Raw genomic sequence first — 12,018 nt, forward strand, 5'->3', positions numbered from 1 at the left:
AGAGGGGCTTATCTGAGGCCCTGATAACGTAACGTCCAAAGGCGCACCCATGAACTGGATTTCGAACTACGTCCGCCCGAAGATCAACTCGCTCTTCTCGAAACACGACACACCGGACAATCTTTGGACGAAATGCCCGGAGTGCGGCACCATGCTGTTTCACCGCGAACTGGCCGAAAACCAGAACGTCTGCACCAATTGCGATCACCACATGCATATCACCCCGCGCGCGCGGTTTAGCGCGATGTTCGACGGGGGGATTTTCTCCGAGGTGAAGGTTCCCGAACCGATTGAAGATCCGCTGAAATTCCGGGATCAGAAAAAATATCCCGACCGTATGAAAGCAGCACAGAAGTCGACGGGCGAGAAAGAGGCCATGCTGGTCGCCGAGGGCGAGATCGGGCGCACGCCAGTCGTGGCCGCGGCACAGGATTTCTCCTTCATGGGCGGCTCCATGGGCATGTATGTCGGTAACGCCTTCATCGCCGGTGTCGAGCGTGCAATCGAACTCAAGCGCCCGTTCATCATGTTTTCCGCCGCCGGCGGCGCCCGGATGCAGGAGGGGATTCTCTCCCTCATGCAGATGCCGCGCACCACTGTGGCCATCGAAATGCTGAAAGAGGCGGGCCTGCCGTATATCGTCGTGTTGACCCACCCGACCACGGGCGGGGTGACAGCGTCTTATGCAATGTTGGGCGATGTGCAGATCGCCGAACCGAATGCTTTGATCTGTTTTGCCGGTCCCCGCGTGATCGAACAGACGATCCGCGAAAAACTGCCCGAAGGCTTCCAGCGCGCCGAATATCTTCTCGATCACGGCATGCTCGACCGTGTGACCCATCGCATGAAGATGAAAGACGAACTTGTCACCATCCTGCGCATGCTCGGCAACCTGCCGCCTGCTGTCATGGGCGATCTTCCGGCCCCCGCGCCGGAGGACAAGGGTGCCGCGCCGAAAATCGCCGCAGAGGCCGCCGTTGGGGCCAAAGTTCCCGCGAAGGACGCGAAAAAGTGACCATCCAAAATTCCGACATCATCCTTGATCGGCTGATGTCCCTGCATCCCAAGGTCATCGACCTTGTCCTTGACCGTGTCTGGCGTCTTCTGGACGCTTTGGATCACCCGGAGCGCAAATTGCCGCCCGTGATCCATGTGGCGGGCACCAATGGCAAGGGCTCGACACAGGCAATGATCCGAGCGGGATTTGAGGCGGCGGGTAAGAAAGTCCATGCCTATACTTCGCCGCATCTGGCGCGCTTTCATGAGCGTATCCGTCTGGCGGGCGAACTGATTTCCGAAAGCGATCTCATGGCCGTGCTCGAAGAATGCGAGGCCGCGAATGGTGGTGAGGCGATCACCTATTTCGAGATCACCACGGTTGCTGGCATCCTCGCCATGTCGCGCGTGCCTGCCGATTACACCCTGCTCGAAGTGGGGCTTGGCGGACGTCTCGATGCCACCAATGTGATCGAAAGACCGGAACTGACGATCATCACGCCGATCTCCATCGACCATACGCAATTCCTCGGTGAAACGATCCGCGAGATCGCGGGGGAGAAGGCCGGAATCATCAAACGCGGCGTGCCCTGTGTCGTCGGCCCGCAGCCCGATGAGGCGCTTGAAGTGATCGAAGCCACCGCCGCCCGTCTTGGCGCCCCCCTGTTGCGCTACGGACAGGAATGGCATGTCTGGGAAGAACGCGGGCGTCTGATTTTCCAGGATGAGAATGGCCTGCGCGATCTGCCGATGCCGCATCTGATCGGGCGCCATCAGGTGCATAACGCAGGCGCCGCCATCGCGGCACTCCGTTATCTGGGCTATCATGACAATGCGTTTGAGGCCGCCATGACAGGGGCCTATTGGCCCGCCCGGATGCAGCGGCTCAAGACCGGGCCACTCATCGACGCCGCCCCCGAGGCCGAGCTTTGGCTCGACGGCGGGCACAACCCGGCGGCGGGGGAGGCTCTCGCGGAGGCACTTGATCGCCTGCCCGCACGTCCGACCTACATGATCTGCGGCATGCTCAACACCAAGGACATCGCCGGCTATCTGCGTCCGTTGAAGCGCCACGCCAAACGTCTCATCGCCGTCTCAATCCCGGATGCGCAGGCCACCCTGCCCGCCTCAGAGACCGCAGCGACCGCCCGCGCGGAAGGATTTTCCGCCATCGAGGCCGACAGCGTCCTGACCGCCGTGCGCACCATCGTCGCCGACGCCCCGCAGGCGCGTATCCTGATCTGCGGTTCGCTCTACCTCGCAGGCCATATCCTCCAGACCAACAGCTGAGACGAACAGAAGCTGTGCGCCCGCGCGTGTTTGCGCGGGAGACCCGTGCGCGTATCCAGCGCGCAGCACAGGAGGTCACGCATATGGCTTTGGAATTCGGCATCGATACGTTTGGCGACGTCACCTGGGACGCGGAGGGGCACGACCTTCCCCAAGGGCAAGTCATTCGCAACGTGATCAAGGAGGGCATTCTGGCCGATCAGGTCGGGATCGACGTTTACGGCATCGGCGAGCATCACCGCCCGGATTACGCCGTCTCCGCCATCGAACCAGTGCTCGCCGCCATTGCCGCGCAAACCTCCCGGATCAAGCTGACCTCTGCGGTCACGGTCCTGTCATCCGACGATCCGATCCGGGTGTTTCAGCGGTTTTCGACGCTTCAGGCGATCTCCAATGGACGTGCCGAAATCACCCTCGGGCGCGGCTCCTTCACCGAGAGCTTCCCGCTCTTCGGATATGACCTGTCGGATTACGAGATGTTGTTCGAAGAGAAATTCGAACTGTTCAAACTGCTCGCAACGGAAGAAAAAGTGAGTTGGTCCGGTCGTCATCGTTCCGCACTCAAAGGGCAGATCGTCTATCCCCGCCCCGAACGCCCGATCCCGGTCTGGGTCGGGGTGGGCGGAAGCCCGGATTCGGTGGTGCGCGCCGCCACCAATGACATCGCCATGACGCTTGCGATCATCGGTGGCAATCCCGCGCGGTTCAAACCCTATGCCGATCTCTATCGCGACATTCGGAACAAGATGGACGCGCCCATGCTGCCGCTTGGGGCGCATTCACCCGGGCACATCGCGGCCACGGACAAGGACGCGCGCGACCGCTTTTTCGAAGGCTACAGGATCATGCATCAGCGCATCGGTCGAAACCGTGGCTGGCCACCACTGACCCGCGATGCCTTCGAGCATGAAATCGACCATGGTGCGCTTTATGTCGGCTCTCCTGACACCGTAGCGCAGAAAATCGCCGCGACGATATCTGTGCTGGGAGTGGATCGGTTCGATCTCAAATATTCGGCCGGACCCGTGAGTCATGAGCTTTTGATGGATAACATCCGCCTCTATGGTGAAGAGGTCGTGCCGCGCGTTCGGGCGATCCTGGCGAAGGGCTGATCAGTCCTGCGCTTCTGAGCCCCAGTCTCGATCCTGCATTTCCCGCAATCTCGATGCCGTGCGCTCGAACTCGAACGCCCCGGCACCTTCAATATAAAGCCGTTCCGGTTCGTCCACGGCGGAGCACACCGTCCGCACTTTCGCCTCATAAAGCGCGTCGATCAGCGTCACGAAACGTTTCGCCTCGTTGAAATTGTTGCGCGTCAGGCGCGGGATGTCTTCGAGGATCAGCAATTTCACCGCATCCGCGATCACGAGGTAATCGCCCGGCCCGAACATCTGGCCACACAGATCCCAGAACGTCGCCCGCGCAATGCCGTTGTGAAACCGCGGCAGGACCACATCCCGCCCCTTGACCTTAAGCGTCAGGCTCTCCGTCGCGCCCCCGGTCAGGTCGTTCCAGATATCGTCCATGGTGGCGCGCACATCGGGCGTGACCGGATGGAAATAGACCAGCGTACCCGTCAGACGGCCTTGGCGATAATCCACCGGCGAGTGCAGGTGATGCACTTCGAGCCGCTGTTTGATGATCTCGATGAAGGGCAGGAAAAGCTGGCGGTTCAGCCCATCCTTGTACAGGTCATCCGGCACCCGGTTCGAGGTGGTGACAACGGTCACACCCTTGGCAAACAGCCCCTCGAACAGACGCCCGACGATCATCGCATCGGCAATATCGGTGATCTGCATCTCGTCAAAGCACAGCAACCTGATGTCCTGCGCGATCTTGTCGACCACGGGGGCAATGGCATCGGCGGTTCCCGCTTTGCGCGCCGCCTCGATCCCCGCCTGCACCTCCTGCATGAAAGCATGGAAATGCACGCGGCGGGCAGGCACGGGGGCGTGATCATAGAACAAATCCATCAGCATGGATTTGCCACGTCCGACCCCGCCCCAGAGGTAAAGGCCACGCACAGCTTCGGGCTTTTTGCGCCCGCCAATCAGAGACAAAAGTCCCTTTTTGGTCGGTTGCTGCGACAAATCTGCCCTTACCCGGTCGAGCAAGGGCAAAACTGCGACCTGCGCGGGATCTTCGCGCAGCGCGCCTGCGGCCACACGGGCCGCGTAAATGTCCATGAGCGTTTCCATGCTTCTCCCTTACTGCGCCGGCTCACATAAGGAAAGATGATGCGCATCATTGCGATCATTCGATTGACCGCACAGGGGGTTTTCCCGGATGGTGCCCCAAAGGAGACAAATATGTCCGACACGCGCACGCCGCTTTTCACGCCGGTTTTGATCGCCGGTTGCATCGTCATCATCGTGAGCTTTGCGATCCGCGCCTCCTTCGGTGTGTTCCAAATCCCGATTGCCGAGGAGTTCAACTGGCCGCGCGCGGAGTTCTCTCTGGCGATTGCGATCCAGAACCTGTTCTGGGGCATCGGCCAGCCGATTTTCGGCGCTTTGGCGGAGCGGATCGGGGATCGCAAGGCGATCATCCTTGGCGCACTCACCTATGCGGCGGGACTGGTGCTATCGTCCTTCGCGGTCTCGCCCGTTGCCCATCAATTCTATGAAACCCTCGTCGGCTTTGGCATCGCAGGTACGGGGTTCGGCGTCATTCTCGCCGTCGTCGGTCGTGCGTCCTCGAACGAGAACCGCTCCATGTCGCTTGCAATCGCCACCGCAGCGGGCTCCGCCGGGCAGGTGTTCGGCGCGCCTCTGGCGGAATGGCTATTGGGTTTCATGTCCTGGCAGAACGTTTTCCTGCTCTTCGCGGCTTCGGTCCTCGCCACGCTTCTGGCGCTGCCGATGATGCGCAGCCCCGCCATGGCCTCAAAGGCGGAACTGGAAGAAAGCCTCGGCGCTATCCTCGGCAAGGCTTTCCGCGACCCGAGTTACACGCTGATTTTCCTCGGGTTCTTCTCCTGCGGTTATCAGCTTGCCTTCATCACCGCGCATTTTCCGGCGATGGTGACGGAGATGTGCGGTGCCATCGACCCGTCGGGAACGCTCGCCTCTCTGGGCGTTTCGACCACTTCCGCGCTGGGGGCGATCTCGATCTCCCTCATCGGGCTTGCGAATATCGGCGGCACGCTTCTTGCGGGCTGGCTCGGCAACCGGTTTTCCAAGAAATACCTGCTCGCGGGGATTTACCTCGGACGTACTCTGGCCGCAGCCCTGTTCATCGCACTGCCGATCACACCGACGTCCGTACTGGTCTTTTCCGTCACCATGGGCGCTTTGTGGCTCGCCACCGTGCCGCTGACCTCCGGTCTCGTCGCGCATATCTACGGGCTGCGCTACATGGGCACGCTTTATGGCATCGTGTTCTTTTCCCATCAGCTCGGCGCGTTTCTGGGCGTCTGGCTCGGTGGGCGGCTTTACGATCTCTACGGCGATTACACCGCCGTCTGGTGGGTCGGTGTCGGCGTCGGCGCGTTTTCGGCCATCGTGCATTTGCCGGTGAAGGAAGTGCCCTTGGGCAAGCGCGCCTTAGCCTGAGGCCTCCTGCGGGGTCAGAAGCCCTTCCTCCACAAGGCGCCCGGCCCATCCCAGCGGCCCCTCAAACAGGTGTGTCTGCCAACCGCGCGCCCTGGCCGTGTCGATATTGTCCTGCCGGTCATCGGTAAACAACAGCCGTTCAGGCGGAATTTTGCAATCGGCCTCGACCATCTCGTAAATGATCGCATGCGGTTTGACACAACCCATCCGCCCCGACACATAGCGTCGGTCGAATTCGGTCAGGAACGGGTATTGCGTCTCGGCGAACTCGAAACTTTCGATGCCGAAATTCGTCAGCGCAAACACCGGCACGCCTTTCCTGCGCAACGCCCGCAAAAGCTTTACCGAATGCGGAATCGCGGGCTGGGCCATTTTGATCCAGTCGTAATACCACATCATGATTTCGCTCTGGAATTTAGGATGTTGCGCTGCGGCCACCTCGATCGTCGCGCGGAAGTCATAGCCCTGATCGACCAGATCGTTCATCGCATGCAGATCGACGGTCTCGAACATCGTCTTGCGCCGTTCGATCCCGACCGTCGCATCGTAATGCCGTTCCGGCTGCCATTCGATCAACACGTTGCCGATGTCGAAAATCACCGCCTCAACTGTCATGAACCCTCCCGTTTCGCGGCCTGCAGGGCACGCTCCAAAGCATCCAGAAAGCGGGAGCGATCTGCTTTTGTAAAGGCCTTACCGCCCCCTTGTCGGAACGGATCGGCAGCCCGCAGGTCATACATCAGATCGCGCATGGCAAGCGCATTGCCGATATTGGCCTGAGTGAAGGCCTCGCCATCATGTTTGAGCACGCGCGCACCGGCCTCGACAGCTTTGGCCGCGAGGGGAATATCCCCCGTCACGACCACGTCACCCAGACCCGCGCGTTCCGCGATCCATTTGTCCGCCTCGTCCGGTCCGTCGGGCACGATCACCAGTTCCATGAACGGATTCGGAGACGGACGCAGCCCGCCATTGCAGACCAGCAGACATTGCAAACGGTGCCGTGTGGCAACCTTTTCCACCTCGGCCTTTACCGGACAGGCATCTGCATCGACATAGATTTTGGTCACGGCATCCGTCTTCTTCTTGACAAAAATACTCGATCAGCCACCGCCGATGAGCACCCCCGCAGCGAACACCAGCGCGCCGCCGAACACAACCTGAAAGGCCGCACGCAGGAAGGGCGTGTTCATGTATTTCTTCTGAATCCAAGCAATTGACCACAGTTCGATGAACACCACCGCCATGGCGATGAGCGTCGCGGTCCAGAAATGCGGGATAAGATAGGGCAGCGCATGACCGAGCCCCCCGAGCGCAGTCATGACCCCGGACGCAATACCGCGTTTGATCGGGGAACCGCGCCCCGACAATTCGCCATCGTCGGAGGCCGCCTCGGTGAAGCCCATGGAAATCCCCGCGCCGACGGAGGCCGCCAATCCGACAAGGAAGGTGGTCCATGTGTTCTGGGTCGCAAAGGCGGTGGCGAAGATCGGTGCCAGCGTCGACACCGACCCGTCCATCAGGCCCGCCAACCCCGGCTGCACCCAAGTCAGGACGAACTGACGATGTGCGGTCTTTTCTTCCTCCGAGCGGGCATGATCGTCGAGATGCTCGGCCTCAAGCTCCTCTGCGCGCTTCTCATGCCCCGCCTCCGCCGCAGCCAGACGGCCCAAAAGCGCACGCGTGTCGGCATCCTGCGTGCGTTGCGCAGCTTTGCGGTAAAAGGCTTCGGCACTCTGCTCCATGGCATGAGCTTCTTCACGGATACGGTCGAGGCCAAGGTTCTCGATCAGCCACACAGGCGTACGCGTGTAATAGCCGGAGATATGTTCACGCCGAACCAAGGGAATGACATCCCCGAAACGGCGTTTGTGAAGTGAAATCAAAGCCTCGCGGTGAGCGTCCTCTTCCTCCGCCATGCCTTCGAAAATCTTTGCGCTATCGGGATAATCGGCGCGCAAACGCTCAGCATATTGACGGTAAATACGAGCGTCGTCCTCCTCGGATGAAATGGCGAGGGCGACGATTTCCTGTTCCGACAGGTCGGAAAAGCGTCTGCGGTTGGCGAGTACCGGGATCATGTGGGACCTCAATTTAGAATGGTTCTAAAATAATGATCGTATAACTTTCTGCAAGCCCATTATATGCGCTGCCGTATGGGTGTCACCGTACGAATCCCTTGCTCAACTAAACCAATCCGTTTAGATTCTCCTTGGCCGCGTGTCGTGTGCGGCCGATCGACATCCCTGTCGAGCACTGGGGCAGGCCAATGGCCTGCCTTTTCTTTCATTGCACACAGGTCTGAACACACTAAGCTTGGCCCATTGGAGAAAGAGCCATGGACGAGACACATTCCAGCATCAAGAAAGGGCGCAAGTACGCCCAAGTGATTGAAGGCGCCCGGACCGTGTTTCTCAGGGACGGGTTCGAAGGCGCCTCGGTCGACGACATCGCCCGCGAGGCAAAGGTCTCCAAGGCCACGCTCTATAGCTATGTTCCCGACAAGCGTGTGTTGTTCCTTGAAGTCGCCGGCCTCGAAGCCACACGTCAGGCCGATGCCTTTACCGAGCGCATGGACGAAAACCAGCCGCCGCATGTGTTGTTGCCTTCCGCCGGGCGCAAGATCCTCGATTTTTTGCTCTCGGATTTCGGTACGGCCGTCTACCGTATCGCCGTGGCGGAAAGTCTGCGGTTCCCCGAGGTCGCACAACGTTTCTACGAAAGCGGCCCGGGCCTCGTGCAAAAGCGCCTGTCGCAATACCTCGCCACCGCCACCGCCCGCGGCGAGTTAGTGATCGAGGATATCGAACTGGCCGCCGAGCAATTTGCCGAGCTCTGCAAAGTTCGCCTCGTGCCAATGCGCATATTTCAAATGGTTCACGATATTGACGAGGCCCAGAAACAGGAAATCGTCGACAGCGCCGTCGCCATGTTCCTCGCCCGCTACGGAACCTCTCGATGACCCGCATCTCTGCCCTGCTCGCTTTGTCCCTTTTCTTCCTGAGCGCCTGCAAGGAAGAACCCCGGGCCGCGACTGAAAACATGACGGCTCCTGCGGAGACCTGTGCCGCCTCTCTCGTCACGCCCCTGATCGGTGAACCGAAATCCGCACTCGACGGACTTGGCATTCCAGAGCCCCTGCGCATTATGGGTCCGGGCATAGCAATGACCATGGACCACATCCCGGAGCGCACAAATATCGAGATTGATAAGTCCGATCACATCCGCCGCGTCTGGTGCGGCTGAACACAGCGAATTTTTGCCCCCCCCCCAAAGGAAAAGCCGAGACAAAATTTGCCTCGGCCTGAAAGTTGGTTGAGCAAGATCCCCGGTGCCGCGAACTGGGTGGGGGCTGTTGAACCGCGACACCGGGGTAAAGCGTTCTCGCTCTGTCCCCGTTTCTGACGTGAGAAGCGGGCTAAATGAGGGGTCAGGCGCGGAATTCTCCGGGCGATTTTGCGCCCGAAATGAGGCAATCCACAGAGGTCCTGCGAGTTTTCTTGATTTGCAAAGTAAATGACCTCACTCTTGGGGCATGACCATTCAAACGCCGACGCCCTTTCCGGGCCCACCGCAGCCCCCCCACCAACCGGACAAGGTCGCTTTCGACCGCCATGAGCTTGGGGCCATTCTCGGACTTTACGGACGCATGGTTGCCGCAGGCGAATGGCGCGATTACGGCATGTCATTTCTCAAGGATGTCGCCGTCTTCTCCGTGTTTCGCCGCACTGCCGAGCACCCGATCTATCGCATCGAGAAGCGCCCCAAATTGCGTGGCAGACAAGGTATGTATGCGGTGATCGGCATGGACGGTCAGGTGCTCAAACGCGGAGCGGACCTGCGCATGGTATTGCGGGTATTCGACCGCAAGCTGATCCGCCCCGTGGAGTGAGTCACAACCTACGATGCGCCATGACCGGCCCGTCGCCCTGCGCCTCGATCCGGGCAATCGCCCGCGCGATGGGTTCATAAGCGACCGCCATATGATGCGCATTGGCGTGGATCAGCACCTCTTCGTCGACACACATCGCCACGTGGCCTTTCCAGAACAAGAGATCGCCACGCTGGTAACCGTCCGTTGCATCGGAGCCAAGCCCCATCTGCATGTCGCTGTCCCCCGGACAGAGCACGCCACAGGCCAGCAGACCCGCCTGCACAAGCCCCGAACAATCGATACCGAAGGCGGAATTTCCGCCCCAGAGATAGGGCGTGCCGAAAAAAATCTGCGCGATGGTCACGGGGTCTGAAAACGGTCGTCCAATGGGGCGCACATGGGCTTTCGGAACGAACAGCCCGCCCTCGATCTCCATGAATTTGTGTCGCTCATCGACCACCTTGATGCGTGATCCGAAAGACAGGCTGGTCACGGCTTCGATCTTGAAATCGTCACGCGGGTAGAGATGGGTCGCACGCGCCGAAATCGTGTGCGTCGGAGTGAGTTCCGGCTCCAGATCCGCCTCCTCGACATAGCCGACATAGCCGTCCCGCGCGGCGATGCCGAAGGCCCAGCCGTCGCGCACCTCCAACACATCGAAACCCTCCCCCCAAAGCAGTTGCCGATCCCGCGTACCCACTGGCGACCTACGCAGATCGGCGACGGGAAGGGAGATGGTGTGACGGGTCGGCAGCACTTCGGCCTGCCCGCCCGTGGCATGACCGGACAGGGCGACTCGTGGATTGGCGGGGGTCAAGCGACGATCCATCACAGGTCCAGAAGCTCCGGCAAAGCGGCGAGAATCGCCCGTGCACCCTGTCCCACCCCGCCCTTCGGTCGGGCCGGAAGCGGCGCGGGGCACCAGCCGTAAATGTCGAAATGCATGTAACGCGGGGTCTCGGTCACGAACCGGCGCAGGAACAGCGCGGCGGTGATCGCCCCGGCCATGCCGCCCGAAGGCGCGTTGTCGAGATCGGCGATACCGGGCTCGATCATCGTCTCGTAAGGCTCCCAATAGGGCAGTTGCCAAAGCGGATCGGCAACCCTGACCGAGGCGTTTGTCAGCCTCGTGGCGTCCTGCGCATCGGTGGCAAAGAATGGGGGCACATCGGGACCAAGCGCCACGCGCGCCGCCCCCGTGAGCGTCGCCATGGAAATCAGCAGATCGGACGGCGTCTCATCGGCCAACGCCAGCGCATCGGCCAGAACCAGACGCCCTTCCGCATCGGTGTTGTTGATCTCGACCGTCAATCCCTTGCGCGAGGTCAGGATGTCCTGCGGCCGAAAGGCGGAGCCATCCACCGCATTCTCCACCGCAGGGATCAGCACCCGCAATTGGAGCGGCAGCTCCAGCGCCATGATCATTTTTGCTAGGCCAAGCACCGTGGCCGCGCCGCCCATGTCCTTTTTCATCAGGCCCATGGAGGAACCGGGTTTGAGGTTCAGCCCGCCGGTGTCGAAACACACGCCTTTTCCCACGAGCGTCAGCTTCGGCCCGCTAGCACCCCAACGCATGTCGATCAGGCGCGGCGCGCGGGGAGAGGCCCGACCGACCGCATGGATCATCGGGAAATTCCGATCCAACAACGCCCCTCCCGTGGTCACGGCAATTTCTGCCCCATGCTCTTCCGCCAAACCTCGCGCCGCAAATTCAAGCTCCGCTGGCCCCATGTCATTGGCGGGCGTGTTGATCAGATCGCGGGTAAGCGCCTCGCCTAGGGCAATCGCTTCGAGCCCCGCAGCATTGAGCCCTTCCGGCGCCACGAGATCCGCTTCGGGGGCAGATTTTTTCGCATAGATGTCAAAGACGTACCCAGAGAGCAGCCATCCAAGAAGCTGTTCCTCCAGTGCGTCTCCCGCCAAATCCGTTTCCAGATGATAAGTGCCCTTCGGCAGTTTGGTGCGCACCGCACCGAGGATAAATCTCTGACGTGCGCGGTCTTGTGGCGTTCCCAAACCGGCGAGGGCACCCGCGATCCCATCCGCCCCCGGCAGCAGGCACACCGCTCCCGCAGCCGCCTTGAAGCCCTGCGCGCGGACCCAGCCGGCCTGAGACGGGCTGAGGTGGGCAAGCGTCGCGTCCAGATCTTCCGGTGCAATCAGATAAAGCGGGAGGGAGGGTGTGCCGCGCACGGCAAAGGTAAGTGGCATCGGGTGGGCCTTTCTTGACTGTTGCGCCAAATTTAGCCCATCCGGAGCCACCTGCAAGCCGAAGCGTTTCAGTGAAGACTTTGGCATGGCAAG

General features: G+C 60.7%; 13 protein-coding genes. 7 read left to right on the forward strand and 6 right to left on the reverse strand.

What is annotated here, in order from left to right:
* The first annotated feature begins 49 nt into the window (after window positions 1-49).
* From accD to C8N42_RS05365, 3 genes are all read left to right on the forward strand, one after another.
* Window positions 50-1,015, forward strand: coding sequence for an acetyl-CoA carboxylase, carboxyltransferase subunit beta (gene accD, locus C8N42_RS05355; protein WP_107815521.1), 966 nt, complete (start codon window positions 50-52; stop codon window positions 1,013-1,015).
* The gene (locus C8N42_RS05360) at window positions 1,012-2,286 is read left to right on the forward strand and encodes a bifunctional folylpolyglutamate synthase/dihydrofolate synthase (protein ID WP_245889968.1); all 1,275 of its coding nucleotides are present in this window, start codon (window positions 1,012-1,014) and stop codon (window positions 2,284-2,286) included. The genes accD and C8N42_RS05360 overlap by 4 nt, the downstream gene beginning before the upstream one ends.
* A gap of 83 nt (window positions 2,287-2,369) precedes the next feature.
* Complete coding sequence (locus C8N42_RS05365) at window positions 2,370-3,398, forward strand: LLM class flavin-dependent oxidoreductase (RefSeq protein ID WP_107815522.1); 1,029 nt, start codon at window positions 2,370-2,372, stop codon at window positions 3,396-3,398.
* On the opposite strand, the gene zapE is transcribed toward C8N42_RS05365, so the two are convergent.
* Window positions 3,399-4,484: a cell division protein ZapE gene (gene zapE / locus C8N42_RS05370; RefSeq protein WP_107815523.1), complete on the reverse strand. Its 1,086-nt coding sequence runs from the start codon at window positions 4,482-4,484 to the stop codon at window positions 3,399-3,401.
* 111 nt (window positions 4,485-4,595) lie between these two features.
* Between zapE and C8N42_RS05375 the strand changes: the two genes are divergently transcribed.
* A complete protein-coding gene (locus tag C8N42_RS05375; RefSeq protein ID WP_107815701.1) occupies window positions 4,596-5,840 on the forward strand; it encodes an MFS transporter in 1,245 nt (414 codons plus the stop codon).
* On the opposite strand, the gene C8N42_RS05380 is transcribed toward C8N42_RS05375, so the two are convergent.
* From C8N42_RS05380 to mbfA, 3 genes are read right to left on the reverse strand one after another with little or no spacing between them, the layout of a single operon-like run.
* Complete coding sequence (locus tag C8N42_RS05380; RefSeq protein ID WP_107815524.1) at window positions 5,832-6,455, reverse strand: HAD family hydrolase; 624 nt, start codon at window positions 6,453-6,455, stop codon at window positions 5,832-5,834. The two genes, C8N42_RS05375 and C8N42_RS05380, sit on opposite strands and share 9 nt — an antisense overlap.
* Window positions 6,452-6,910 carry a YaiI/YqxD family protein gene (locus C8N42_RS05385; RefSeq protein WP_107815525.1) on the reverse strand — a complete coding sequence of 153 codons (459 nt, stop codon included), beginning with the start codon at window positions 6,908-6,910 and terminating at the stop codon, window positions 6,452-6,454. The genes C8N42_RS05380 and C8N42_RS05385 overlap by 4 nt, the downstream gene beginning before the upstream one ends.
* Window positions 6,911-6,943: 33 nt before the next feature.
* Window positions 6,944-7,921 (reverse strand): iron exporter MbfA, encoded by a 978-nt coding sequence (gene mbfA, locus C8N42_RS05390; RefSeq protein WP_107815526.1) that lies wholly within the window; start codon window positions 7,919-7,921, stop codon window positions 6,944-6,946.
* 257 nt (window positions 7,922-8,178) lie between these two features.
* On the opposite strand from mbfA, the gene C8N42_RS05395 reads away from it, so the two are divergent.
* The 3 genes from C8N42_RS05395 to C8N42_RS05405 all read left to right on the forward strand — a co-directional run bounded on the left by C8N42_RS05395 (window position 8,179) and on the right by C8N42_RS05405 (window position 9,732).
* Window positions 8,179-8,802, forward strand: a complete 624-nt coding sequence (locus C8N42_RS05395; RefSeq protein WP_107815527.1) for a TetR/AcrR family transcriptional regulator — start codon at window positions 8,179-8,181, stop codon at window positions 8,800-8,802.
* Window positions 8,799-9,086, forward strand: a complete 288-nt coding sequence (locus C8N42_RS05400) for an I78 family peptidase inhibitor (RefSeq protein WP_107815528.1) — start codon at window positions 8,799-8,801, stop codon at window positions 9,084-9,086. The genes C8N42_RS05395 and C8N42_RS05400 overlap by 4 nt, the downstream gene beginning before the upstream one ends.
* 289 nt (window positions 9,087-9,375) lie before the next feature.
* On the forward strand, window positions 9,376-9,732 hold the full coding sequence (locus tag C8N42_RS05405; protein ID WP_107815529.1) for a DUF2794 domain-containing protein: 357 nt from the start codon (window positions 9,376-9,378) through the stop codon (window positions 9,730-9,732).
* Between the two features lies 1 nt (window position 9,733).
* Here C8N42_RS05405 and C8N42_RS05410 read toward each other — a convergent pair whose 3' ends face one another.
* Window positions 9,734-10,546: a C40 family peptidase gene (locus tag C8N42_RS05410; RefSeq protein WP_107815530.1), complete on the reverse strand. Its 813-nt coding sequence runs from the start codon at window positions 10,544-10,546 to the stop codon at window positions 9,734-9,736.
* Window positions 10,543-11,925 (reverse strand): leucyl aminopeptidase family protein, encoded by a 1,383-nt coding sequence (locus tag C8N42_RS05415; RefSeq protein ID WP_107815531.1) that lies wholly within the window; start codon window positions 11,923-11,925, stop codon window positions 10,543-10,545. Before C8N42_RS05415 ends, C8N42_RS05410 begins: the two co-directional genes overlap by 4 nt.
* Window positions 11,926-12,018: the final 93 nt, after the last annotated feature.

Source organism: Celeribacter persicus (genome assembly GCF_003050785.1).
Classification (GTDB): domain Bacteria; phylum Pseudomonadota; class Alphaproteobacteria; order Rhodobacterales; family Rhodobacteraceae; genus Celeribacter; species Celeribacter persicus.